Here is a 23,011-nt window from a genome sequence, read left to right on the forward strand (position 1 = left end):
TTGTTCTTTTTCATATGGTTGCCGCTCGTTGCGGCCCTTGGTTTTCCCGACACGGATCGTGTGGTTCGTGGTTTGGGGTTAGGGTTGCGGTGGTTTTTGCGAGGGGGTCACACCCGGTCTCATTTCGAACCCGGTCGTTAAGTTCCTCAGCGCCGATGGTACTGCCTCCATGGTGGGGTGGGAGAGTAGGACGCCGCCGCGCATTCTTTGAGGGAGGGGATCACCTGTTGGGGTGGTCCCCTCCTTTTTGTCGTGGTCTTTGTGATTTTGTGAAGAGAAACCGAGTGGACATCACTACGGCTCCCCCTCTAGCGTTATGGGCATGAAGCGCGCTGCTATGACGACGACGCCGGAGAGTGTCCCGGCGCGCTGATCCTTGTCTTAGTTCGAAGCCCGGGCGAGTGCCCCGGGGCTTCGGCGTTCGGTCACTCGCCCTTTGTACGCGAGGAGACCGTCATGTATGACCACCGCAAGCTCGGTCGCGAGCTGGAGCTGTTCGACACCAGCCCCCTGATCGGCTCTGGGCTGCCGTACTGGTTGCCTGACGGCGCGGCCGTGCGCCACGCCCTGGAGGAGTACATCCGCACTGTCGAGCAGCGGGCGGGCTATCGACACGTCTATTCGCCGGTGCTGGGGAAGCGGGAGCTGTACGAGATCTCCGGCCACTGGTCGCATTACAGCGACGACATGTTTCCCCCGATGGATGTGGGATCGGAACAGGTTGTCCTACGGCCGAGTCTGTGCCCACACCACGCAGTGATTTACCGTTCCCGTTCACACAGCTACCGCGAACTTCCCCTGCGCATGGCTGAGCTGGGCGGGATGTACCGGTCGGAGCTCTCCGGCGTGCTTGGAGGGCTGAGCCGGGTGCGGGCTATCCACCTTAATGACGCGCACATCTTCTGCACCATCGACCAGGTCGCGGCGGAGGCGGGGGCGGCTCTGGAGATGATCCGGCGAGCCTATGAGGCTCTCGGTATTGCCGCGGCCCGTTTTCGGCTCTCACTCCCTGGTCCCGATGGAAAATATGTCGCCAGGCCCGAGATGTGGGAGAGGTCCACCGCGCTGCTGACCGATGTCCTCGATCGCTCCGGCCTTTCCTATGAGGCAGTCGAGGACGAGGCCGCCTTCTATGGTCCAAAGATCGACGTTCAGGTGGTCGACGACGCTGGCCGGGAGACCACTCTGTCCACTGTCCAGGTTGACTTCCACCAGCCCGAGCAATTCGACCTGCACTACATCGGTGCCGACGGTAGGAAACACCGACCGGTCATGGTGCACCGCAGCATCATCGGCAGTGTGGAACGGGCTGTCGCTCACCTCATTGAGCAGCATGGCGGGGCCTTCCCTCCGTGGCTTGCCCCTGTTCAGTTGGTGATCCTCCCGATCTCCGAAGCCGAGGTGCCTAACGCTGTCGGGATCGCCCGGCAATGCGTCGACCTCGGACTGCGCGCTGAGCTCGTCGGGCCCGAACAGGGAAGCCTCGGTTCCCGCATCCGCGAAGCACGGTTGGTGCCCTACCAGGCTGTCATCGGCCCCAAGGAAACCGCAGATGACCATGTCGCCCTGCGGCTGCGTGATGGACGACGAATCGATCCACTACCCGCTGTCGAGGTCCTGAGGCACATAAGCGCACTCGTCGATGCCCACAGCAGCGATCTGTGGGATCTCTCCTGAAGCGCCTTCTCGCCTGTTCTCCAGGTAGAAGCACTAGCTCCCATCATGCCCACGACGCAGTGAGTGGGGCGCCGTGGGGGTGTGCCGGGCTTCCCGATGTCTATTCCGAGGTAGTTGGCGCGGGTTGAACAGCGGGGCGGGGTGCTGGGGTGTGGTTGTCCCCAGATGAGGTGCGGCCCTGCCCCGTCGCTGGCTCTCAGATTAGGGTGCGTTTTCGGGGGCGCTGGTTGCTCGCACCTGTGGGAGCACGACGACCGGGGAGATGCCGTGGCCGTAGGAGGTGTCCGGGGAGGGGCGCCGTGTCGGTGCCCGGGCGGCGGCGCAACTTATCCACAGCCGAGAAATCTTTCCTGGAACCCCCTATCCCTGCTGCTTAGCGTTGAGGGTATGAGCGATGGCACGGGTTTCACCTCCCCCTCTTCCCAGCCGCCGGGTGGCGGTGCGGGCGAGGCGGTGGCGTGCCTGCGCCGTGCTGCGGAGGTGTTGGGCGAGGTGGCCGGGGCCGACATCCCGCCCGGGGCTGAGCACACCGTGGGCGAGGACCTGATCCAGGTCCTGCGGGGCCTGGATGAGGTGAAGCTCGCTGCGGCCGATGCTGCGGGGGTGTTCGAGGCGCGTGGTGGGCTGGTGGGCTCGGGGCAGTTCAGGCTGTCGCATTGGTTGCAGCACACCGCGCACCGGTCTCCGGCCGAAGCGCGCCAGCTGGCGTCGTTGGCCCACCGCTCGGCGCATCTGGAGGAGTCCGAGCAGGCCTACCAGCAGGGCGAGATCTCTCTGGCGAAGCTGGAGCGCATCGCCCACTGGGTCAACGAGGGCCTGGCCTGCCGGTCGGTGCAGCGGTGGCCGGAGGCCGAGGCCTTCGCCCACACGGCTGAGGGTCCGTTGTTGGGGTTGGCGTGTGAGCCCGGGGTGACGGTGTGGGGCCTGGACCAGGTCGGACGGCGGTTGCGCTACACGTTGGACCCCTCCCGTCAGGAGAAGGAGTACCAGGACCGCTATGCGGGCCGGGGTGCGAGGTTTATCCGGGGGATGGATGACTCCTTCCACCTGGAGGCCTGGGGGGACGAGGCGTCGGGGGACGTGTTGCGCAACGCGCTGGACGCCTTTTTGGCCCCGCCGGCCACGGAGGGGGAGGAGCGCTCCTCCTACCAGCGCACCCATGACGCGTTGGTCGAGATGTGCCAGACCGTGGTGGAGCTGCCCGCCGAGCAGGCGCCGCGCCGCAGGGCCGGTGCCAACCCGGTGGCGTTGGTGGTCGGGCTCGACCTGCTGCAGGGCCAGGAGGGGGCGGGTCCGGCGGTCAGTGAGTACGGCACCCTGTGGCCGGCCTCGGCGGCCCGGGCGCACGCCACCGACGGCGTGCTGCGGCGGGTAGTGACCGATCCGGTCAGCGGGCAGCCGCTGGATGTGGGATACGCCCAGCGGCTGTTCTCCCCGGCGGTGCGCACCGCGCTGCTGGTGCAGCGCCAGAGGTGTGCGTGGCAGGGCGGGTGCGACCGGCCGATCGCGTGGTGCCAGGCCGACCACAAGGTCGCCTGGTGGGACGGCGGCCCCTCGGACCTGTCCAACGCCCAACCACTCTGCCGGTTCCACAACCTGGAGAAGGAGCACCGCCGGGCGCGGGAGCGCGGCTGGGCCCAGCGGCCCGCCCACGGCACAGGCCCCACCCCCGCCGCCGCGGGCGCCGGGAGGCCCGAGCTCCCCCGCCGCACCGACCGCCCCGACCGGGGTGCGCGCCCGCCGGCTGAGGAGTCCGGCGGGGGTGAGGGCGGCGCTGATCGGCCACCGGATGACACTGTTTGACGCCGCTTGCTCGTGTGATCTTGCCGGACCCGCCAGGTACCCCCGCCCGGCGGGCCATCGGCATGCCGTCAATACGCGGACGTGGTGAGGCGGGCGTCGGTTCGCCTGGCTCGCCCTGCGGCACCTGTTCGATCGGGGCGGACGGTGGCAACGTGCTTCACGCGATCACCGGCCCGCACCACACGCATCGACCAATCCAGTCGTTCAGCCGCTGCATCTGGGGGACCGCGAGTGGCCTCTCGCCCTTGTCTGCGTCAACTTCGGTGCCCGACTAATCGGCGCGGAGTACGCGTGGAGACTACAGTGCTCTGCTGTGACAGAAGCTCCCTTTATTCGCACCACCCGTGCGTTCTATGACGCGGTGGCCGCGGACTACGCCGCCTACTCCAAGGACGAACTGGCGGCCAAGCCACTGGATCGGGCGATGCTAGCTGCCTTTTCGGAACGCGTACGCGCCGCCGAGATCGCCCCCGTCGCCGACATCGGGTGTGGTCCTGGCGATGTGACGGCACGCCTCCGCAATCTTGGCCTGACGGACGTCTTCGGCGTTGACCTGTCGCCCGAGATGGTCGCGATCGCACGTCGCGCCCATCCCGATCTGCGATTCGACGAGGGCTCGATGACGGCCCTCGATATCCCGGACAGCTCCCTCGCCGGGGCCGTCGCCTGGTACTCCATCATCCATGTACCACCCGGCCAGCTCGCAGATGTGTTTGCCGAGTTCCACCGCGTTCTGGTCCCTGGCGGTCATCTGCTGCTCGCCTTTCAGGTCGGTGATCATCCACTCCATGTCGCTGAGCCGTTCGGCCAGCAGGTGTCGCTCGACTTTCTCCGGTTGTTGCCCGACCGCGTCGCCGAGATGCTGAGCCAGGCGGGGATTCCCGTCGAGGCGCAGCTGCTGCGCGAGCCCGACGGGGTCGAGAGGGTCCCGCAGGCATTCCTCATCGCCCGTAAGTCGGCGGAGAGCTGATAGAGACCGTGTATGACGGACCCTGCAATAGGGGCGGGTCCATGAGTGGGCAGGTACGGACTTCCAGGGAGAGGAATCGCGTCCGCTCACGTGTTCGCCCGCTGCTGCCCTCCCTCCTGTCGGGGGAGGGCACGGCCGTAGAGCAGGCGTCGTAGGAGAGCCTCGGCGGGGCCTGGACGGCCGGCGCGTTCCAGGGCGTAGGCCCCGGCAGCGGTGATGAGCCAGACTCCGAAGGCGAAGGCCGCCATGCTCGCGCTGCCCATCATCGCGCCCAGGCCCAAGCCCCAGGCGGCCAACACTGGGGAGAACAGCAGCGAGTGGGCTATGTAGCAGGACATCGACCGTTTGCCCACGGCCGCGACCGCCTGAACGGCGACGCTCTGCTCACCGCGCCGCCGCGACGACAGCCAGTGGGCCAGCAGAGCGAACAGCGCCACATACCCGAGGCCGCCAGCGACGCCGGTCACCTCCTGGAGCTGCGAAAGCGCCCCTTCCTCGCCGACCGCATTCGGAGGAACATCGACCAGATTGACGTGGGCGAGCGCGGGGAGCAGTCCACCCGACCAGCCAATAGCGACGCCGACCGCCGCCGTCCACCCGAGCAGCCGTAGGTGCCGGTGCGGCTCCTCCAGGATTCTCTGGCGTGCGGCCCAGAACCCGAGCAGCATCACGGCGTGTGTCCCGAATGCGAGCAATCCGCCCGCGATCGTGACGAATGCCCACGTCACCAGCCGTGTCTCCGCGGCGGCGATGGGGTCGGCCTCCCCCGCCGCATAGGCGACGGTCGATGGCTCGGTCGCGGGCGTGCCGATACTGCCGAGGTCGCCGGTGGCAAGCGCGGTGAACGCCGGTAGCGCCGTGAGTACAAGGATCGTCGCGGCCACCCCACTCCACACCAGCAGCGTGCGCTGCCTTCGCCGCAGAAAGAGCCAGCCGAGGATCAGACTCCCCAGCCCGTAGGCGCCGATGATGTCCCCAGCCAGGAGCAGCGCCGCGTGGACGAAGCCGAACGCGAGGAGTAGCAGACTGCGCCGACGTAGCAGTGCCACGCCCGCTCGCTCGGAGGCGCCCGCCTCGGTCTGGCGCATGTAGAGGCGCATCATGCCGTAGCCGAACAGGAAAGCGAACAGCGGATACGCCCGCAGGTCCAGCATCGTGATCATGGCGAACTGGACGACGCGGTCCGCTATCGACCCGTCGATCGGGTGCCACCCTGATGGTCCGTGCTTGGCCGCCCACAGGTGAAACGCTGTGTTGGACAGGACGATGAGGAGCAGCATCGCACCGCGGCCGAGGTCAGGGGCGAGCGCCCGTTCACTGGCCCGAACGCTGCCACGGGCGGAGCCCCTGGCGGGGTCGCGGTGGGTGGACCGAACGTCCGCGGACTGGGAAGGGGCGTCCTGAGAATTGGCGGCTTGGGCGTCGGCGGAATCGCGCATGCAAGGACGCTATGAGTGGCCGTTCTCGTGCCGCATCGCCCGATCGGCGGGGCTTCGGCGACGGGAGTCCCCGGGCTCTCTGCTCCCAGACGCCGAAAGTCGCTGTGTCCGTGACGTAGGTTTCGCGGGCCGAGGCACGAGGCGCCCGACACGCGCTCAGTCGCGAGGCACGGTTCCGGAGAACGTCACCCCTTCCCGCTGGTTGTCGAGGAGAACGAAACTGAGCTCGACCTGGAGGTAATCCTCCTGCGGCGGCATGGCGCAGGCGTACGTGGCTCTCTCCGTGCTTCCCGGGGCCACGGTCGTCGCGAACTCGCCCTCGACACCCTCGTCGGGGAAAGGCATCGTGGGTCGATCCCCCGCATCCTCGCCGACCAGGCACTTCACCCGCAGGCCGGACATCGGCAGCGGATCGGAGCCCATCGCGTTCGCCACCTCGACGGTGAAGAGGGCCATGTGCTCACTCTTCAGCGTCGCTCGGCGTGACTCCTTCACTGAGACATACACATAGTCGTCATAGGCGATCGAGCCGCCCAGCTTCTCCCAGGTGGTATTGGCCTGCACCGGCCCGCCAGGCTCCTCTTCGTATTCGGCGGGAACTGGCGGGGGTGCGTCGGGTGCGGGGGGTACGTCCGGCCCCGAGGTGACATCGGAGCCACCGCCGCCGTTTGCCAGCGCCGTGACCAGGGACGAGGAGAACTCGCCCATTGGGCCGGCCACAATCGATAGCGCGGCCAGCCCAATGATCCCGGCCAACGCCCACCGTTTGGTGACTTCCTTCTCGCTTGCGCGACGATCCGGATCGCGGCGTCCGTCGGAGGAATCAGACATGTCCGGATCCTAGGCGCATGCGTGACGCGTCCTCGTCCCGGGGCGGGGCCATCGGGCCGTCAACCTTGTCGCCAATGTGGCCACAGCATGCACGCGGATGGTCTATACTCAGAACCGTTGTCGCACTCCGACGCGGCCCATAGGTTTCCACGCTCCCGGTATCCGGGAGTGATGGGCAAGGTGTGCGGCGGCTATAGCGAGAGGGAAACACCCGGTCTCATTCCGAACCCGGTCGTTAAGCCTCTCAGCGCCGATGGTACTGCCCCCATGGTGCGGGGTGGGAGAGTAGGTCGCCGCCGCATTTTTCTTGAGGAGGGGGTCCTTGACTTCGGTCAGGGGCCCCTTTCGCGTTGCCGGGCATTGCCGATGACCTGGTCAGCGCAGCATGGTGACGACTTCGCCGGACTCTCGTAGCACCGTCGGCAGCGTCTCCGCCGCGGATGATGCGTTCTCCGTTGGAGTCCCTGGCTGAAGTCCCTCGGGGAGGTCGGCACGTCAGGGCGCCGACCGGCACCCCCGTCCCACCGGCCACCCGGGCAGGCCGGTCCGAACGCGCTCGCTCCGTTCTCAGCCGCCAACGACCTTGGCGAATGACTCCAGTTCCCGCGGAACATCGGCCCCGGCCGGCTGATAGACGACCTCGGTCGCGCCGGCCGCTTCCAACTGAGCGAGCTCGTGCCGCCACCCGTCGGTGTCGAGGGCCAAGCCGAGATCGCTGAGCAGTTCTCCCGTGCTGAAGGGACGGTCCAGCTCGTTGAGCCCGCACATATGTCCCTCGTGCATGACGAGGTGACGCGTCTCCGCAGGGATCTCGGCCTAGGCGGACGCCCAGGGTTCGGCCGCGGGGATGAGTTCCAGCCGGTCGAACTCCACGGCGAAGTGCATGATCGCCGCTGCGGCGTGCCCGGCGGTGCCGCGTCCCCGCTCCGAGCCGGGGTCCTCGCCGTCACGGAGCACGGTGCCGAATGTCAGGGCGGCACTCCAGTCGAACCCGGGTACCGGCGTCACGGCTCCGAAGACCCCATAACCCGATTCCCGCGCCACGGCTGCCCCTTTCGGGGCCTGGGCACCGACCAGGACGGGAACGTCGATGGGACGGGGCGGAGCGAACCCCGGCCGGTGCAGCATCTCGATGACCGCGCCGTCCCAGTTCGCTCGCTCTCCCCGCAGCAGCGCCCGGAGCACCCCGATGTCGTCGGCGACGTCCGACCACGGGCTCGGTCGAGTCCCCAGGCTGACCCGACCGGTGAACCCGGACCCGATCCCGACCGCGACGCGCGTCTACCCAGCCAGCGCGACGAGGGTAGCGATGCCTGCGGCGTTGACCATCGGGTGGCGAAGGGCGGGGACCAGCACGCCCGGGCCGAGGCCGATACGCTCGGTCAGTTCCGCGGCTCGGCAGAGCTGCACCCACCCGTCGGGGGGTACACGGCCGGTGAGTCGTAGAACCAGGCGTGCCGATAGCCGAGCTGTTCCGCGATCCGCGCATGCTCGTGGCTTTCGAGGGATGTGCTGAACGAGCACGACATCTTGAGTGCCAATCGGGCCTCCGCGAGTCACTCGCTGCTGGGGGAAAGGGCCATCCGGTCTTCCCGCAGCGTTACAGCGAAACGTATGAGGGCCCGGACATGGGGTCTTTCGCGAACACGCAGGGAAGTTGCCTCTCCCCGCAGAACTGCTTCGGTCAGGTCTCGGCGGATCCCTCGCCGTAACGTGCCTCGCGGGGTGACATCCCGAAGCGTCGCTTGAACGCTGTACTGAGGGCGCTCACGGAGGAGAACCCTGTGACGCGGGCCAGTTCCGTGATCGACATGTGCCGGTAGGTCGGGCTGCGCAGCCGGTCTCGGATCAGCCGCAGCCGCTCTTCGCGGATCAGTTCGCTCGGTGTAGTGCCCGCTTGCTGCAGGGCGACTTGCACCTGTCGGAGCGACCACCCAAGCGACCGACCCAGGATGGCGCAGTTCAAGTCAGGGTCGGCGGCATGTTCCCGGATGTGGCGGCGCACGACGGACTCAACGTCGGCCAGGTGCCGTGGGGAGTCGGGACGGTCATCACCTGCGGCGAGCATGCACACGAGCTCGACCAGCCGGTCACACACCGCGTCGAACTGCGAGGCGGTGAGGACCTCACGCTCTTCAAACAGGGCGACCATCACGTCGTTCACGACGCGTCCCAGACCGGTGGTCATGTCGAACCCCGTGGCCAGGGGCGCCGACAGTCCGAGTCGCTCGTTGACCTCACGCGCCGGGAACGTGGCGATGAGCGTGCTGTTGGCTCCCTTCTTCTCCAGGTCAAAAGGTTCGACCAGGGTGAACAGGGTCCCGCCACCGGGCACCAGCCGCGTCTGCTGATCGTGCTGACGGATGAACATCTCCCCGTCGAGCGGGATGAGCAGACGGTAGTCCTCGTCGTCTTCCTGGCGTGCCTGCTGCAGGGTGCGAATGTAATTGAAGGTGTTCGACGTGCACTGTGTTATCTGATAGGCGGCAGTGCGCTGGGCGACCATCCACCCACGAATTTGCTGGCATCAGGGAACCGGTAGTCGAGTGGGAAGTAGCACGAGCTGATGTGATCGGTCCAGAAATCGATTCGCTCGCCTACGCTGACTTCGCGCGTTGTGACCGTCTTCACCACATAATTTGCGTCAGTCAAGAGGGGCTTTCCTTTGTGCGGCCGCGGGTCGCCGCCAACCGCTTCACACCGTGGTGATCACTGAGGTCGTGAGTGTAATGCAGTCGCCCTTCGATCTGAGGGGGGCGCGGCGTCGATGGTCTGAACTAGTTGGGGTTCCCTAATTCAGCCGGTGATCTTTTATGTTCTGGCCGTGCACTGGATATGCGCGCGGTCGAGTATGTCTTTGGGTGCCCGGTGTTGGAATTTCCCGAACGAGTACTGAGGGGCGCTGTGTCTCCACGTAGAGCCTGCGTGGTCAGGTCTCCACGTCGCCCCCTTCGCCGTTGCGTGCCTCACGCGGGGTGATCCCGAAGCGCCGCTTGAACGCGGTGCTGAGGGCGCTCGCCGAGGAGAACCCTGTGGCATATGCGAGCTCGGTGATCGACATGTGCCGGTAGGCCGGGCTGCGCAGCCGATCCCGGACGAGCCGCAGTCGCTCCTCGCGGATGAGCTCGCTGGGCGTCGTTCCCGCTTGCTGCAGGGCGACTTGCACCTGCCGGAGGGACCACCCCAGTGACCGCGCCATTGCGGCGCAGTTCAACCCCGGGTCGGCGGCATGTTCCCGGATGTGGCGGCGCACCGCGTCCTCCACGTCGGCCAGCTGCCGAGGGGCGTCCGGCCGGTCGTCACCCATGGCGAGCATGCACAACAGTTCGACCATTCGCTCGCGCACGGAGTCGAATTGCATGGCGGTGAGGGACTCGCGCTCCTCGAAAAGGCCGCATATCATGTCATTCACGACGCGTCCCAGGCCGGTGCTCATATCGAATCCCGTGGCCAGCGGTGCCGACGCTCCGAGCCGACCGTTGATCTCGCTCGCCGGTATCGTTACAAGGATTGCGCTTTTGGCGCTCTCCCTATTGAGGTCGGATGGCGAGACCGGGGAGAACAGGCTCCCCTTCCCCGGTGTCAGCTGCGCCTGCTGGTCACCCTGTCGAATGAACACCCGCCCGTCGAGCGCGAGAAGGAGGCGGTAGTCCTCGTCGCCTCCCACTCGTGCCTGGCGCGGGGTGCGAATGTGGTTCAACATGTTTGATGCGGGCTCGTGAATCTGATAGGTGCCGGTGGACTGGGCGACTTTCCGCCCCATGAATCTGCCGATGCTGGGAAGACGGAAGTCAATCGGGAAGAACTGTTCTCTGGCATGGTTGCACCAGAAGTCGCCTCGTTAATGCTCTGCTATATCCCCTGTGGCGACTGTTTCTACGTGATAGTTCGCGTCGGACATCAAGGACTTCCCTTGCCGCGGTTACAGGTCGTCACCGGGCGCTTTAGTCGTGGTGATCGCTGGGCTCGAGAGTGTAATGCAACCGTCTTTCAAACTGAAGAGGCGCGGTGTTAATCGTCCGAATCCAAGAGAGTCGAGCACAGTCCCATGATCAAATCATGTGATGTTTTGTCGTTGAAGAAGCGTGCGGCCAAGTGCGTGAACGTATGTCTGGAAGCTGTGTCGCATGAACAAAATTGCACGAAGGATTCGGTGCTTTCCTTGGTGGCTGCCTGTGCCAGCCGACACCGCATGGATTCCTTTGCCAAGGGGAGGAACCCCCTCTCCAGAGGTGTCATGAGAGGTGTTATGCGCCTCTGAAAAAGAGCTCTGCGCGTGGGAAAAAGTTTCGAGGCTCACGCGCACCTAGCGTCGTCATAACCGCTCGTGATCTTGCCCATCACCTGGGAGACGCGGAGCAGTGCGCGGTATCCGGCCCGGGACCACCCCCGCATGCCTCGGAGCGCCCCTCACTCCTTACCAGGAACACCCCCCATACGTCTCGCTGTCGAGGAACTGATGGAGCACTACCTGTTGCCGGTGGCGTTCGTGATCGCCGTCGCTGGTCTCATCGCCCTGGCGGCTCTGCTGGTTCGTCAGCGGCTGGCCGCTGACCACCTGAGCCGGAGGAACGCCGAGCTGTCGACGGAGCTGCGTCTCCGCGACGAGGAGTTGCGCTACCTGGTCACCATCCGCCTGCCCAAGCTGGCCGAGGCACTGCACGACCGCCCGGTCACCGCCTCTGGCCCGCTGCACGATCGGACACTGGCCGGGACTGCCTTCGCCAAGGATGTCGGGGCGGTGGTGGACCTTTACACCGACGCCGTTCGTAACGCGCGGAGTCGTGCCGAGGACTCGGCCAAGTCGACGCTGCGGGCCATGATGCGCACCGTCCAGAGCCTCGCGAACGAGCAGCAGGTCGTCCTCTCCAATATGCAGGGCCGCCACGACGACCCGGACGTCCTGGAGGACCTGCTGAAGATCGACCACATGAACGCGCAGCTCGGCAGGCGGGCGCAGGCAACAGCGGTGCTCTGCGGATCCTGGCCCGGCCAGCAGCGGTCCTCCTCGCCCCTCACCGACGTCGTGCGCGGCGCCACCTCCCGGATCCGCGACTACCTGCGCATCAGGCTCCGCTCCTCGCTGAACACGGCCGTGACGGGCCGGGCGGTGGAGCCGGTTGTCCTCACCGTGGCCGAACTCCTGGACAACGCCGCGCGCCACTCGCAGCCCAACACCACGGTGGAAGTCAACTTCCAGCCGACCCACAACGGCGTGGCCGTCACGATCGACGACGCCGGCGTCGCCATGGACGCCGAGGAGCTCGCCCAGGCGGAGCGGATGCTGTCCGGCCAGCGCACCCCGGACATCCACCGCCTGGGCACCCCGCCCCAGGTCGGCTTCGCCGTGGCCGGTGTACTCGCCGCCCGGTACGGGTTCAGCGTCTCGGTCGACACCCGCTCGCCCTACGGAGGCGTGCGAGCCGTCGTGTTCCTCCCCTCCTCCCTGCTCACCGACGGCGCTCAGCGGCCCCCCATCGTCGAGGAGTCCACGAAACCGGTCGCCGCTGCGGCGCCGACGCCGCCACCGGAACCGCCCGGGCACGATGGCGCCGACACACCCCGGACGGCCGACGCTGGGCTGCCCAGCGGACTGCCCAGACGCCGCCGCCTCGAAGCCGCCGAGCCGCCCCCGGCGGAGAAGAACGCCGCTCCGGTCGCCGACCAGTCAGGCCGCCCGGCCCAGGATGTCGCCGCCGGGATGGGCGCCTGGCAGCGCGGAACCAGATCGGGACGCGCCGACGACGCCCCGCCCGAGAGTGAAGGGAAGGACCCCCGGCCATGAAGGAAGCCGAGAACAACAAGCTGGGCTGGATGCTCGACGACGCCCTGCGGATGCCGGAGACGCGCTACGCGATTCTGCTGTCCGCCGACGGGCTGCTCATGGCCCACTCCGACGCGATCAGACGGGACGATGCCGAACGTCAGGCCGCGGCGATGTCCGGGCTGCAGTCGTTGGCTCGCAGCACCGCCGATTTCTGCGGCGACGCGTCCACCCCGTGGCGGCAGACCGTCAGCGAGTTCGACGACGGTTACGTCTTCCTGGTTGCCGCGGGCTCCGGCGCCTATGTGGCGGTCTCCGCCTCCCAGAAGGTGGACATGGAAGCGGTCTCGTTCCGGCTGCAAGAGCTCGTGCAGCGGCTGGGCAAGGAGCTGACAGCCCCACCACGAGAGAGCGCCGGCGGTGCGTCGTGAGCCCGCGAGGCGAGCGGCCCCTGGTGCGGCCCCACGTCGTGACCGGGGGGCGCGCTCACCCGACCCGCAACATCTTCGACCTGGTCACGCTGGTGATGGCTGCCGGTGACCTGTCGAATGGTCTGCCCATGGCCGACCTCAGCCCCGAGAAGCGCCGGATCGTTGAGCTGTGCCGGGGCGGTTCGCTCTCGGTGGCCGAGGTCGCCGGGCACCTGGAGCTGCCCGTCAGTGTCACGAAGGTGCTGCTCTCCGACCTCGTCGACAGCGGCCACCTCGCCACCCGGGCGCCCGCTCCCGCGGCCCGGATCCCCCAGGCCCAACTCCTGCAGGAGGTGCTCGATGGACTCCGCGCTCGCCTCTGACGGCGTCTACCTGCGCGAATCCGTGCAGTCCGCGGTGAAGCTGCTGATCGTCGGCCATTTCGCCGTCGGCAAGACCACGTTCGTCGGCACGCTGTCCGAGATCCGTCCGCTGCGCACGGAGGAGACGATGACGCAGGCCGGGGCCCTCGTCGACGACCTGGCCGGAATCCGCGACAAGACGACCACCACGGTCGCGATGGACTTCGGGCGCCTCACCATCAGTGATCGCCTGGTGCTGTACCTGTTCGGCGCCCCCGGTCAGGCGCGCTTCAACCAGCTGTGGCAGGACCTGTGCCTCGGCGCCGTCGGCGCGCTGGTACTGGTCGACACCTCCCGGCTGGAGAGCTCGTTCGAGGTGATGGACCTGCTGGAGCAGCAGGGCGTCCCGTACGCGGTGGCGGTCAACCGCTTCGACGGGACACCCGACTTCCCCCTGGAGGAGGTCCGCGAGGCACTCGACCTGCTGCCGAGCACCCCGCTGGTGAACTGCGACGCCCGCGACCGTGTGTCCTCCACGAAGGCCCTCATCGCGCTCGTCGACCACCTCGTGAACCGCGACCATCAGGAGCAGATATGACTTTCGATTCCGCGGCCCCCGCGTCCGGCGGAGCCGGGCCGGCCCGCTTCCCGCTGTACGGGCCGGAATTCGCCGCCGACCCCGCTGCGGCCTACGCGCGGATGCGTGCCCGCGGGCCGATCGTCCCCGTCGAGCTGTCCCCCGGTGTCCCCGCCTCGCTGGTCATCGGCTACGACACCGCCCTCGACGTGCTCCGCGACCCTGGCACCTTCCCCAAAGACCCGCGCAGGTGGGAGGCGAAGATTCCGGCCGACTGCCCGGTGCTGCCGATGATGATGTACCGGCCGAACTGCCTGTTCGCCGACGGCGCCGTCCACGCGCGGTTGCGCGGTGCGGTCACCGACAGCCTGGCCCGGGTGGACGCGAGCGCGGTGCGCGGGTACGTCGAGCGGAACGCCGACACGCTCATCGACCACTTCGCTCCCAGCGGGGAGGCCGACCTGCTCGGGCAGTACGCGCAGATCCTCCCGCTGCTCGTCTTCAACGAGCTCTTCGGCTGCCCGCCCGACATCGGCGACCGCCTGGTCTACGGCATGAGGGGGATCTTCGACGGCGTCGACGCCGAGAAGGCGAACGCCGAGCTCACCCGTGGGGTCGCCGACCTGGTGGCGCTCAAGCGCGAACGCCCCGGCGCCGATGTGACGTCCTGGTTGCTCGACCACCCGGCCGAGCTCACGGACGAGGAGGTGATGCACCAGCTCGTGGTGCTCCAGGGCGGTGGGACCGAGCCCGAACAGAACCTCATCGCCAACGGGATGCGGCTGCTGCTGTACGACGACCGGTTCGCCGGCGACCTGTCGGGCGGCAGCCTTCCGGTCGAGGACGCACTTGACGAGATCCTGTGGACGGACCCGCCGATGGCGAACTACGGGGTCACTTACCCGCGGCGGGACGTGGAGCTCGCCGGGGTGCGACTGCCCGCGGACGAGCCGGTCGTCGTCAGCTTCGCCGCAGCCAACACCGACCCGTCGAAGGCGTCGGAGCACCGCGCGGGAAACCGGGCCCACCTGGCCTGGAGTACCGGACCGCACACCTGCCCGGCCAAGGGGCCGGCACGCCTGATCGCCTCCACCGCCATCGAGCGGCTGTTGGACCGGCTGCCGGACCTGGAACCGGCCGTCCCGGTCGACCGGCTCGAATGGCGGCCCGGACCATTCCACCGCGCCCTGGCGGCGCTGCCTGTCCGCTTTCCTGCCGAACCGGTGCACACCGTCCCCGGCGCGGGCGCGCGGCCCGAGGCGGACACAGGGACGGACTCAGGGGCGGACTCGGGGGAGGAAAGAGGGGAAGACACAGGGGCGGGCGCCGCCCGCGCCTCCGGACCTTCCCCTGACGAGTCGGACCGGGACTTCCCGCCGGTCGAGGAATCCACCCGCCGTCCCGAGGCAGCGCTCCCCAGTCGGCTGCGCTCGCTCCGGGACGTCCTCGCACGATTGTGGACCCGGCGGTAGCCGCCGGGAACGGCCCGCGGCGGCGTCGTACCCCTCCCGATCCGCTGCGGGCGCTCACTCCACGTCCCAGACGTACCGTCTGCGTGCCCCTCCCACGGCTGGTACCCGGGCCGGGCGCGTAATTTCGAGGGGCTACTGGCCCGACCCTCCACCCCTCCCGTCCGGTGGCGCGTCGGCCTCACGCACCACACACCCGGAGTCGGGCGGGAGGGGCCCCGGGAGTGGGGGTTCAGCCAGCCGGGAGCGCGCAGAACGCTCGCGTAGGCGATGGCGGCCGACACGCGCTCCCGCCGCGTCGTGGAGAAGGCCGGCCTCGGCTGCGTCCGCACCCTCTCCCGCTCCCGACCAATGGGAGCACCCCCATCGACGGCTCGGAGCACGGCGCGGCCACATCCGCGGCGACGGCACGGGGCGGGGCGCGACGAGCGTACGACGGGCGACGCCGTCGAACCCGGGACGCTACTCGGACTCGGGGCTGTCCCCGGCCGCGAGGTCGGCGGCCTCGATCTCCTCGCGGGAGACACCGAGGAGGAAGACGATCGCGTCCAGGTAGGGGACGTTCACCGACGTGTGGGCCTGTTCGCGCACCACTGGCTTGGCGTTGAACGCCACGCCCAGGCCGGCCGCGCGCAGCATGTCCAGGTCGTTGGCGCCATCCCCGATCGCCACGGTCTGCATCAGCGAGACCTCGGCCTCCTTGGCGAAGTGCCGCAGCGCCTGGGCCTTCCCCTCGCGGTCGATGATCGGGCCGACGAGCTCGCCCGTCAGCTTGCCGTCGACGATCTCCAGGGTGTTGGCCGCCGAGTAGTCAATGCCGAGGCGGTCCACCAGCGCGTCGGTGATCTGGGTGAACCCACCGCTGACGATCGCGCACTCGTAGTCGAGCCGCTTGAGGGTCCGGATCAGGGTGCGGGCGCCGGGCGTCAGCACGAGTTCCTCGCGGACCGCGTCGATGGCGGAGGCGTCGAGGCCCTTCAGCAGGGCGACGCGGCGGCGCAGCGACTCCTCGAAGTCGAGGTTTCCGCGCATCGCCTCCTCGGTCACCCGGGCGACCTCCTCGGCACATCCGGCGTGCGCCGCGAGCAGCTCGATGACCTCGCCCTGGATCAGGGTGGAGTCGACATCCATCACGATCAGGTGCTTGGCCCTGCGGTGCAAGCCGCTGCGCTGGACCGCCACGTCGATGGACTGGGTGGCGGCCTCCATGGCCAGATCTCCGCGCAGCCGGTCCAGATCGGTACCGGAGATGTCCAGTTCGATGGAGGTGACGGGGTAGCTCGACAGCCGCTCGATGCGGTCGATGTTGGACCCGGCCCGCGCGACGCAGGAGGCGATCGCGCCCAGCGCTCCCGGGCGCAGCGGGTCCGCCAGGACGGTCACGTGCAGGCGCCCGTCGCTTGAGGCGCTCACCCGCCCGCTGCCCTGCGAGAACTCCACATCCATGTCGATATCGATGGCGGTCTTCTCGACCGCGCTGCGGAGTTCGTCGAAGAGCCGTGCCTTGCTGACACCGGGGGCGACCGTGTCGTCCACGCTGAGCAGCGCTCCGAGTACGAGTCGACCGCCGATGACGACCTGTTCGAAATCGGACAGCGTCACCGGAAACACCGACAGTGTGCTCAGCAGGCGCGCGCTAACGCCGGGCCTGTCGCGTCCAGTAACGGTCACCAAGAGCGTCGAATCATCATTCATCGCGTGAACTACGGTACTCGGCCAGTTCGTGGGGGTGTAGGGCCGGGGGGTGAACATGCGTCCGCAGTTCACCTGACCTTCACCTGGGCGATGATTCGCGCAGGGGGGGCGAGCACAGAGTGCGATTATCGGTCCGTCTTGAACCACTTGCGCTTGGGGCCCTTGGCTCGGACGTCGATCGTGCCGAGGATGCAGGTCCCGGACAGCCTGATGGTCGGCGCGTTGGGGTCGGTCACCGCTTCCGTGCCTTGGAAGTCGGAGGTACCGAGGACCGCCGTTGTGTTGTTCACCACACGCACACCGTGCGGGACGGTGATCTCCAGGGTGCCGAGGAACACGGCGCAATGCACACTCACCTCGCGCTGCGTGAGAACGGCCTCGCGGAAGTCGAGGTCGATCGTGCCGAGGAGGGCCGAGACGTTGGTGCGCGGTTCCACGAGCCAGCGGCCCCTGCGGTCCGCCGAGCTGAGCACGGCGACGAGGTTCTCCTGGCCTTTGCTATCGGCCGCCAGCTGCCGCGCCGCCTCGGAGGACAGCGAAGCGGTCATGGGCAGGGCGCCGCTGTCGGCCGACCCCCGGAGGTCGGCGCCGTTCTGCTCGGACGGCGCGGGCAGGTCGTGGGTGATGGACGCCAGATCGCCCACGGTCGTGGCCCGGTACACCGCGTCGATCCGCTCTTCGTGCTCCTCATGGGTGAGGCGGCCCTCCGCAAGGGCCTCCCGGAGCCGCTCGGCGACGCGGTCGCGGTCGGCGTCTGATGCGCGGATGTGTTCGGGGTCCATCACTGTCCTCGTCTTCGGTTCCTCGCCACTGCCCCCAGTCGCCCCGTCAACCGGATTATCCCCGGTCAGCAACAGCTGTGCCGCTGGTCCGGCGACGACTTGACCTCGATGCCGCCCAGTAGCGCGTGACCGGTGATGACGACTTTGGGCGCCCCGGACGCGGGTTCGGGCCGGTCCTTCTCGATGCCGACGCCGCCGAGCACCGAGGTGACGCGGTTCTCGATCTCGACGCCGTGCGGCACGACCAGTGTCACGCCGCCGAGGATGACGGAGGTCTGCACGACGACCCGGTTCTGGGACATCAGGGCCTGGCGCATGTCCAGCTCGACGGAGCCGAGCAGGGTGGAGACGTTGGTGCGTGGTTCCACCAGCCAGCGGCCCTTTCGCTCGGCGGTGCTGAGCACGGCGATGATGTTCTCCGAGCCGGTGGCCGACGCGAGGAGTTCGGCGTCCTCCGGGGTCGTCGGCTGTGTAGGTGTCGCGGCGGCGCTGGAGGCCCCGGGCGCCGCGGCCGGGTTTCCGCCGGGCAGGTCGGCGGTGAGCGGGGCCAGCTCCTCCAGGGTTTTGGAGGTGTAGACGGCGTCGAGACGCTCGGTGTGCTCCTCATGGGTGAGTCGTCCCTCGCTGAGGGCTTGGGACAGCACCTGGGCGACACGGTCGCGGTCGGTGTCGGAGGCACGCAGCGGTGGCGGGGCGCCGGGTGCGCTGTCAGGCGAGCGATCAGGGGAGCGAGCAGGTGTGCGGTCGGTCGTGTCGTTCATAACTCCGAGTATTCGCTCTTGAGATCGCGCACGGATCCGGAGACAACCCTGGGGTTCCCCTGATTCGGTGGCGGGCCGACCCTGACGTGCCCCGGAACGGTCAACGGGCCGAGTGGCCAGCGGCCGGAACGGCAGGAGGACCGGCCCGCGGAAGCGTCCGAGCCCCTGCCCGCGATGGCGTCGGCGAAAGAGTCAGCCGCCGCAGGCCGCGCCGTAGGCGGCGACCTGGGCACGGCGCACCGCGCTGTCGAGAACGCGCAGTGCCTCGCGCCGGGCGGCCGCCTGCGCGGCGGACAGGCCGCGCCCGCTGTCCCGGTGGTCCCGCTCCGCGAGTCGGACCACGACGGCCAGGCGGTCGGCCTGGGCGGCGAGCCGGTGCGCCCGTTGCGGGTAGCCGGGGGCCAGCCCGTCGCCGGGGGCGCGTGCGGGATCGCGCAGGGCGTCCAGGGCGCTTTCGACCTCGGGTCCCCAGCCGCTGATGTCGTCGACCCGGCCGAACAGGTCGGTGGACTCGCGCATGGCGAGGGTCAACCGGTACTCCGCCTCGGCCAGCTGCATCGGCTCCGGTGCGGCGTCGGCGGCCGGGTAGGGCGCCCAAGCGACGCCCACGTACGACGAGCCCCGCCGGTCCTCGCTCGGGACGAGCCCGATCTGCCGATCCTTCAGCCGGATCAGCACGGCCTCGCGGGCCTCGATCGCGGCCGTGTTGAGGTCCGCCGCCCCCACGAGCCCGAGCGGATCGCCGGGCACAGGCAGGCACAGCCGGAAGGCGCTCAGCCCCAGGGGCCGCAGCCGGGCCAGAGTGGATCGCAGCGAGGCGCCGGGTTCGACGGGCAGCTCCGGCGCGGCGGTCGTCCCGATGGTGTTCGGCCCCGTGCGCCGTTCCACGGCGTCGACGGCGTCGTCGAGCCCGGCCTGTCCGGCCAGCCACGCGTTGCCCCAGGCGACCAGTGGCGGGGATGACAGTTCTCGCACCATGTGTTCCAGCCTAGATCGGTGGTCCGAACGGCACGCGCGTCCAGTAGGTTCACACCGTGCCGTCGTGGGCGGCGCGGGACCGAATCGGCCTGAACGCTGCACGCCGGGCGCGGGTGTGCAGCGGATCATCGGTCCGGAGCATCGGTGATGGCGGTCCGGTCGCCCGGCGAGCGCGGGTGCGGGCCATCGGGGTCAAGTGCGCGGAGAGGTGCAAGGAGAACGATGAACGGTCATGTGCTGCGTATGAACGGCGTGAGCGTGCGCCGCGACGACGCGGAGCTGGTGCGCGGTGTGGAGTGGATCGTCGAGGAGGACGAGCGCTGGGTCGTCATCGGCCCGAACGGCGCGGGCAAGACCACACTGCTGAGCATCGCGGCGACGCAGCTGTTCCCGACCGAGGGCGAGGTGGTGGTCCTCGACGAGCAGCTGGGCGCGACCGACGTCTTCGAGCTGCGCCCGCTGGTCGGGTTCGCCGGTGCCGCGGTGGCCAACCGGGTCCCCGACTCCACCAAGGTGCTCGACCTGGTGATCAGCGCTGCCTACGGCTACCTGGGCCGCTTCGGCGAGCAGTACGCCACCCCGGACTACGGCCGTGCCCGCGTGCTGCTCAACCAGTGGGGCGTGCTGCACCTGGAGGACCGCACCTACGGCACGCTTTCGGAGGGCGAGCGCAAGCGTGTGCTGATCGCCCGCTCGCTGATGGCCGACCCGGAGCTGCTGCTGCTCGACGAGCCCGCGGCCGGGCTGGACCTGGGCGGCCGGGAGGACCTGGTGCGGCGGCTCGGCACGCTGGCCGACGACATCGAGGCGCCGACGCTGGTGATCGTGTCGCACCACGTTGAGGAGATCCCGCCGGGGTTCACCCACGGTCTGCTGCTGCGCGAGGGGCGGGTCGTCGCCTCGGGGCCGCTGGAGGACGTGATGACCGCGGAGAACCTGAGCGAGACCTACGGCCTGCCGTTGAAGGTGGAGCGCGTCGGCGACCGGTGGACCGCGCGGGCCGTGTGACGCGGGGCCCGGGCCCGGGTCTGGGGGAGAGGTCCGGAGTAGGCGCCCGGAGAACACGTGGTACCGGGCGGTGCGTGCCCGGAGTGCGGGAACCGGTACCGATTCGGGGTATTCGGTGGCATTCGGGGATGCTCGGGGGAGACCGCGTTCCGCGAATAAAACTCATTTGGAAATGCGCGTAAAGGGGTGGCCGCAACCCGCATTCATGTCCGAATGTGGACATGTGATGTGGGTTTGATGTGTGGTTACGGGCGTTCCGTGCGTACGCGTGTTTGTTCGCGTTTTATGATCGCCGCGTGGGCGTCTGTGCCGGATTCGTCCGCGTCCATATGCAGCCTGTTACACCCCCGACAGGAGAGCCGGAGCCGCCTCGATGGGCACCATCGTCATCATCCTGCTGCTGTTCGTGCTGATCTTGGCCGTGATCGGCTGGCGTAGCGTCCGCATCGTCCCCCAGGCCATGGCCGATGTGGTCGAGCGTTTCGGTAGCTACCACCGCACGCTGAAGTCGGGATTCAACATCGTCGTCCCGTTCGTCGACCACGTCCGCGAGCGCATCGACATGCGGGTCCAGGTGGTCAGCTTCCCCTCGCAGACCGCCATCACCCAGGACAACCTCGCGGTCAACGTCGACACGGCCGTCTACATCAAGGTCACCGACCCCTACAACGCCGTCTACAAGATCGCCAACTTCATCCAGGCCGTCGAGCAGCTGGTCTCGGCCACGCTGCGCAACGTCATCGGGGGAATGGACCTGGAGCAGACGCTCACCTCGCGCGACCAGATCAACCGCGAGCTGCGCACGGTGCTGGACGAGGCCACGGGCGAGTGGGGTATCGAGGTCAGCCGCGTGGAGCTGAAGGCCATCGAGCCGCCGGAGTCGGTCCAGGAGGCGATGGAGAAGCAGATGCGCGCCGACCGCGCCAAGCGCGCGGAGATTCTCACCGCCGAGGGGCAGAAGCAGTCGGCGATCCTGCGGGCCGAGGGTGAGTCGTCCTCGGCGGTCCTCAGCGCCCGGGGCGCCGCCGACGCCGAGATGATCCGCGCGAAGGCCGAGGCGGACGCGACCACGCTGCGCGCCCGCGGGGAGGCGGACGCGATCACGATGGTGTTCAAGGCGCTGCACTCGGGTGACGTCAGCCAGGACGTGCTGGCCTACCAGTACCTGCAGAAGCTCCCGGAGATCGCCAAGGGCGACTCCAACAAGGTCTGGATCGTGCCCAGCGAGATGGGGAAAGCCCTGGAGGGCATCGGTGGCGTCTTCGATCGGGTGCGCCGCGAGGCCGCAGAAGAGAACGGGGACGGGGGCGCGACCGAGCCCCGGCGTTAGAGCAGTACAGCAGCAGAGCAGTACAGCAGCAGAGCAGTCGAGCTGGAGACCGGCGAGGGCCTGACACGACCTGGCGTCCGGCCTACGGCTCCCGGGGGCGCCCCGAGTCGGCACATCGGGGATTTGTAGGATGTATACAGGATGCCGCTGATTCCGCCGCCGCCGTTGGGGCGCGCGGGCGGCACGGCGGAGGCCAGTATCAGTGATGGCAACGGCGCCGTCCACTCACCTTCGAGGGGCCGGAATTGAGTCTGTGGGAAGCGCTCGCCATCCTGCTGGCGGGGATCGGGGCCGGGGGAATCAACGCGATCGTCGGCTCGGGCACGCTGTTCACCTTCCCGGTCCTGCTCGCCCTCGGATACCCGCCGGTGACAGCGTCGATCTCGAACAGCATCGGCCTCGCGCCCGGCTCACTCACCGGGGCGATCGGCTATCGGCGCGAGCTGGCCGGGCAGCGCCGCCGGGTGCTCCGGCTCGGGGCCATGTCGTGCCTCGGGGCGATCACCGGCGGGATCCTGCTGGTCAGCCTGCCTCCGGACGTCTTCGAGCGCGTGGTTCCCGTGCTGATCGGGCTGGCCTGCGTGCTCATCATGGCGCAGCCTCGCCTCGGCGCGTGGATGCGGCGGCGCCGGGCGGGCCGTTCCGAAGGAGGCCCGCTGCTGCCGCTGGGCGTGTACGGCGCCGGTGTCTACGGCGGCTACTTCGCCGCCGCGCAGGGCATCGTCCTCATCAGTGTCCTCGGCTTGTCCCTGGATGAGGACCTGCAGCGGGTCAACGCGCTGAAGAACGCGCTGACCTTCGCCGTCAACACGACGGCCGCCGTCTTCTACATCGTCTTCGCCTCGCCCGAATGGCCGGTCGTGGCCCTCATCGCGGGAGGATCGGTCATCGGAGGCTACGTTGGCGCCAGGTTCGGCCGCCTGCTCCGTCCGTTCGCACTGCGGGTGATCATCGTGGCCGTCGGACTCAGCGCGATGGTGCAGCTGGTGCTTGGCCAGATCTGACGCTTACGGAGGCGACACGTCCCGGGGTGGCGACGAACAGGTGTGGCGACGAACAGGGGCGGCGAATCCGGGGCTGAGCGGCGCGGATCCGCGGACCTCGGCCGCGCGATGCTCGGCTCCGAGCAGCAGGGCCAGGGACAGCGTCCGACGG

General features: G+C 68.5%; 20 protein-coding genes, 2 rRNA genes and 2 pseudogenes. 13 read left to right on the forward strand and 11 right to left on the reverse strand.

Features of this window, described 5'->3' with window-relative positions:
• Positions 1 to 85: 85 nt before the first annotated feature.
• From rrf (CDO52_RS03150) to CDO52_RS03165, 4 genes are all read left to right on the forward strand, one after another.
• Positions 86 to 202: ribosomal RNA gene (gene rrf / locus CDO52_RS03150) — 5S ribosomal RNA — on the forward strand.
• 170 nt (positions 203 to 372) lie between these two features.
• The gene (gene thrS, locus CDO52_RS03155) at positions 373 to 1,677 is read left to right on the forward strand and encodes a threonine--tRNA ligase (RefSeq protein WP_269769187.1); all 1,305 of its coding nucleotides are present in this window, start codon (positions 373 to 375) and stop codon (positions 1,675 to 1,677) included.
• A gap of 387 nt (positions 1,678 to 2,064) precedes the next feature.
• A complete protein-coding gene (locus tag CDO52_RS03160) occupies positions 2,065 to 3,480 on the forward strand; it encodes an HNH endonuclease signature motif containing protein (RefSeq protein ID WP_094932192.1) in 1,416 nt (471 codons plus the stop codon).
• A 313-nt stretch (positions 3,481 to 3,793) separates the two neighbouring features.
• Positions 3,794 to 4,450, forward strand: coding sequence for a class I SAM-dependent methyltransferase (locus CDO52_RS03165; RefSeq protein ID WP_017621524.1), 657 nt, complete (start codon positions 3,794 to 3,796; stop codon positions 4,448 to 4,450).
• Positions 4,451 to 4,536: 86 nt separating this feature from the next.
• Here the strand turns inward: CDO52_RS03165 and CDO52_RS03170 are convergent, their stop codons facing one another.
• Positions 4,537 to 5,889, reverse strand: a complete 1,353-nt coding sequence (locus tag CDO52_RS03170) for a DUF418 domain-containing protein (RefSeq protein WP_152471879.1) — start codon at positions 5,887 to 5,889, stop codon at positions 4,537 to 4,539.
• Positions 5,890 to 6,045: 156 nt separating this feature from the next.
• Positions 6,046 to 6,720, reverse strand: coding sequence for a hypothetical protein (locus tag CDO52_RS03175; RefSeq protein WP_152471878.1), 675 nt, complete (start codon positions 6,718 to 6,720; stop codon positions 6,046 to 6,048).
• A gap of 183 nt (positions 6,721 to 6,903) precedes the next feature.
• On the opposite strand from CDO52_RS03175, the gene rrf (CDO52_RS03180) reads away from it, so the two are divergent.
• Positions 6,904 to 7,022, forward strand: a 5S ribosomal RNA gene (gene rrf / locus CDO52_RS03180).
• Positions 7,023 to 7,287: 265 nt separating this feature from the next.
• On the opposite strand, the gene CDO52_RS28000 is transcribed toward rrf (CDO52_RS03180), so the two are convergent.
• The 5 genes and pseudogenes from CDO52_RS28000 to CDO52_RS29050 form a co-directional block, all read right to left on the reverse strand.
• On the reverse strand, positions 7,288 to 7,503 hold the full coding sequence (locus CDO52_RS28000) for a hypothetical protein (RefSeq protein WP_198345821.1): 216 nt from the start codon (positions 7,501 to 7,503) through the stop codon (positions 7,288 to 7,290).
• 33 nt (positions 7,504 to 7,536) lie between these two features.
• Positions 7,537 to 8,280: pseudogene (locus CDO52_RS28005) on the reverse strand (LLM class flavin-dependent oxidoreductase).
• Positions 8,281 to 8,404: 124 nt separating this feature from the next.
• Positions 8,405 to 9,226, reverse strand: coding sequence for a helix-turn-helix domain-containing protein (locus CDO52_RS03190; protein WP_017621518.1), 822 nt, complete (start codon positions 9,224 to 9,226; stop codon positions 8,405 to 8,407).
• Between the two features lie 423 nt (positions 9,227 to 9,649).
• Positions 9,650 to 10,054, reverse strand: a complete 405-nt coding sequence (locus CDO52_RS29045) for a helix-turn-helix transcriptional regulator (RefSeq protein WP_332459819.1) — start codon at positions 10,052 to 10,054, stop codon at positions 9,650 to 9,652.
• Positions 10,052 to 10,537 (reverse strand): annotated as a pseudogene (locus CDO52_RS29050) (AraC-like ligand-binding domain-containing protein); the annotation flags it as partial. The pseudogene CDO52_RS29050 and the gene CDO52_RS29045, both read right to left, overlap by 3 nt.
• Before the next feature lie 642 nt (positions 10,538 to 11,179).
• Between CDO52_RS29050 and CDO52_RS03200 the strand changes: the two are divergent.
• From CDO52_RS03200 to CDO52_RS03220, 5 genes are read left to right on the forward strand one after another with little or no spacing between them, the layout of a single operon-like run.
• A complete protein-coding gene (locus CDO52_RS03200; protein WP_017621515.1) occupies positions 11,180 to 12,505 on the forward strand; it encodes an ATP-binding protein in 1,326 nt (441 codons plus the stop codon).
• A complete protein-coding gene (locus CDO52_RS03205; protein WP_017621514.1) occupies positions 12,502 to 12,915 on the forward strand; it encodes a roadblock/LC7 domain-containing protein in 414 nt (137 codons plus the stop codon). The genes CDO52_RS03200 and CDO52_RS03205 overlap by 4 nt, the downstream gene beginning before the upstream one ends.
• A complete protein-coding gene (locus tag CDO52_RS03210) occupies positions 12,912 to 13,277 on the forward strand; it encodes a DUF742 domain-containing protein (protein ID WP_017621513.1) in 366 nt (121 codons plus the stop codon). The genes CDO52_RS03205 and CDO52_RS03210 overlap by 4 nt, the downstream gene beginning before the upstream one ends.
• Positions 13,255 to 13,854 carry a GTP-binding protein gene (locus CDO52_RS03215; RefSeq protein WP_017621512.1) on the forward strand — a complete coding sequence of 200 codons (600 nt, stop codon included), beginning with the start codon at positions 13,255 to 13,257 and terminating at the stop codon, positions 13,852 to 13,854. The genes CDO52_RS03210 and CDO52_RS03215 overlap by 23 nt, the downstream gene beginning before the upstream one ends.
• Positions 13,851 to 15,305: a cytochrome P450 gene (locus CDO52_RS03220; protein WP_017621511.1), complete on the forward strand. Its 1,455-nt coding sequence runs from the start codon at positions 13,851 to 13,853 to the stop codon at positions 15,303 to 15,305. Before CDO52_RS03215 ends, CDO52_RS03220 begins: the two co-directional genes overlap by 4 nt.
• A 459-nt stretch (positions 15,306 to 15,764) precedes the next feature.
• Here CDO52_RS03220 and serB read toward each other — a convergent pair whose 3' ends face one another.
• From serB to CDO52_RS03240, 4 genes are all read right to left on the reverse strand, one after another.
• Positions 15,765 to 16,997, reverse strand: a complete 1,233-nt coding sequence (serB, locus tag CDO52_RS03225) for a phosphoserine phosphatase SerB (protein ID WP_033302191.1) — start codon at positions 16,995 to 16,997, stop codon at positions 15,765 to 15,767.
• Positions 16,998 to 17,122: 125 nt separating this feature from the next.
• Positions 17,123 to 17,779, reverse strand: a complete 657-nt coding sequence (locus CDO52_RS03230) for a DUF1707 SHOCT-like domain-containing protein (protein ID WP_017621509.1) — start codon at positions 17,777 to 17,779, stop codon at positions 17,123 to 17,125.
• Between the two features lie 65 nt (positions 17,780 to 17,844).
• Positions 17,845 to 18,540: a DUF1707 SHOCT-like domain-containing protein gene (locus CDO52_RS03235; RefSeq protein ID WP_094932193.1), complete on the reverse strand. Its 696-nt coding sequence runs from the start codon at positions 18,538 to 18,540 to the stop codon at positions 17,845 to 17,847.
• 192 nt (positions 18,541 to 18,732) lie between these two features.
• Positions 18,733 to 19,518 carry a hypothetical protein gene (locus tag CDO52_RS03240; protein WP_094932194.1) on the reverse strand — a complete coding sequence of 262 codons (786 nt, stop codon included), beginning with the start codon at positions 19,516 to 19,518 and terminating at the stop codon, positions 18,733 to 18,735.
• 222 nt (positions 19,519 to 19,740) lie between these two features.
• Between CDO52_RS03240 and CDO52_RS03245 the strand changes: the two genes are divergently transcribed.
• From CDO52_RS03245 to CDO52_RS03255, 3 genes are all read left to right on the forward strand, one after another.
• Complete coding sequence (locus CDO52_RS03245) at positions 19,741 to 20,526, forward strand: ABC transporter ATP-binding protein (RefSeq protein WP_017621506.1); 786 nt, start codon at positions 19,741 to 19,743, stop codon at positions 20,524 to 20,526.
• A 373-nt stretch (positions 20,527 to 20,899) separates the two neighbouring features.
• Positions 20,900 to 21,856, forward strand: a complete 957-nt coding sequence (locus tag CDO52_RS03250; RefSeq protein ID WP_017621505.1) for an SPFH domain-containing protein — start codon at positions 20,900 to 20,902, stop codon at positions 21,854 to 21,856.
• Between the two features lie 245 nt (positions 21,857 to 22,101).
• The gene (locus tag CDO52_RS03255) at positions 22,102 to 22,860 is read left to right on the forward strand and encodes a sulfite exporter TauE/SafE family protein (RefSeq protein WP_094932195.1); all 759 of its coding nucleotides are present in this window, start codon (positions 22,102 to 22,104) and stop codon (positions 22,858 to 22,860) included.
• The last annotated feature ends 151 nt before the right edge of the window (positions 22,861 to 23,011 follow it).

This window comes from Nocardiopsis gilva YIM 90087, assembly GCF_002263495.1.
Lineage (GTDB): Bacteria > Actinomycetota > Actinomycetes > Streptosporangiales > Streptosporangiaceae > Nocardiopsis_C > Nocardiopsis_C gilva.

Bases quoted from the DNA above. Each gene is read 5' to 3' on its own strand.
- CDO52_RS03250 (WP_017621505.1), top strand. From the start codon at position 20,900: ATGGGCACCATCGTCATCATCCTGCTGCTGTTCGTGCTGATCTTGGCC.
- CDO52_RS03230 (WP_017621509.1), bottom strand. From the start codon at position 17,779: ATGGACCCCGAACACATCCGCGCATCAGACGCCGACCGCGACCGCGTC.
- CDO52_RS29045 (WP_332459819.1), bottom strand. From the start codon at position 10,054: ATGGTCGAACTGTTGTGCATGCTCGCCATGGGTGACGACCGGCCGGAC.
- CDO52_RS03245 (WP_017621506.1), top strand. From the start codon at position 19,741: ATGAACGGTCATGTGCTGCGTATGAACGGCGTGAGCGTGCGCCGCGAC.
- CDO52_RS03240 (WP_094932194.1), bottom strand. From the start codon at position 19,518: ATGGTGCGAGAACTGTCATCCCCGCCACTGGTCGCCTGGGGCAACGCG.
- CDO52_RS03190 (WP_017621518.1), bottom strand. From the start codon at position 9,226: ATGGTCGCCCAGCGCACTGCCGCCTATCAGATAACACAGTGCACGTCG.
- CDO52_RS03170 (WP_152471879.1), bottom strand. From the start codon at position 5,889: ATGCGCGATTCCGCCGACGCCCAAGCCGCCAATTCTCAGGACGCCCCT.
- CDO52_RS28000 (WP_198345821.1), bottom strand. From the start codon at position 7,503: ATGCACGAGGGACATATGTGCGGGCTCAACGAGCTGGACCGTCCCTTC.
- CDO52_RS03215 (WP_017621512.1), top strand. From the start codon at position 13,255: ATGGACTCCGCGCTCGCCTCTGACGGCGTCTACCTGCGCGAATCCGTG.
- CDO52_RS03205 (WP_017621514.1), top strand. From the start codon at position 12,502: ATGAAGGAAGCCGAGAACAACAAGCTGGGCTGGATGCTCGACGACGCC.
- CDO52_RS03160 (WP_094932192.1), top strand. From the start codon at position 2,065: ATGAGCGATGGCACGGGTTTCACCTCCCCCTCTTCCCAGCCGCCGGGT.
- serB (WP_033302191.1), bottom strand. From the start codon at position 16,997: ATGAATGATGATTCGACGCTCTTGGTGACCGTTACTGGACGCGACAGG.
- CDO52_RS03220 (WP_017621511.1), top strand. From the start codon at position 13,851: ATGACTTTCGATTCCGCGGCCCCCGCGTCCGGCGGAGCCGGGCCGGCC.
- CDO52_RS03200 (WP_017621515.1), top strand. From the start codon at position 11,180: ATGGAGCACTACCTGTTGCCGGTGGCGTTCGTGATCGCCGTCGCTGGT.
- CDO52_RS03235 (WP_094932193.1), bottom strand. From the start codon at position 18,540: ATGAACGACACGACCGACCGCACACCTGCTCGCTCCCCTGATCGCTCG.
- CDO52_RS03175 (WP_152471878.1), bottom strand. From the start codon at position 6,720: ATGTCTGATTCCTCCGACGGACGCCGCGATCCGGATCGTCGCGCAAGC.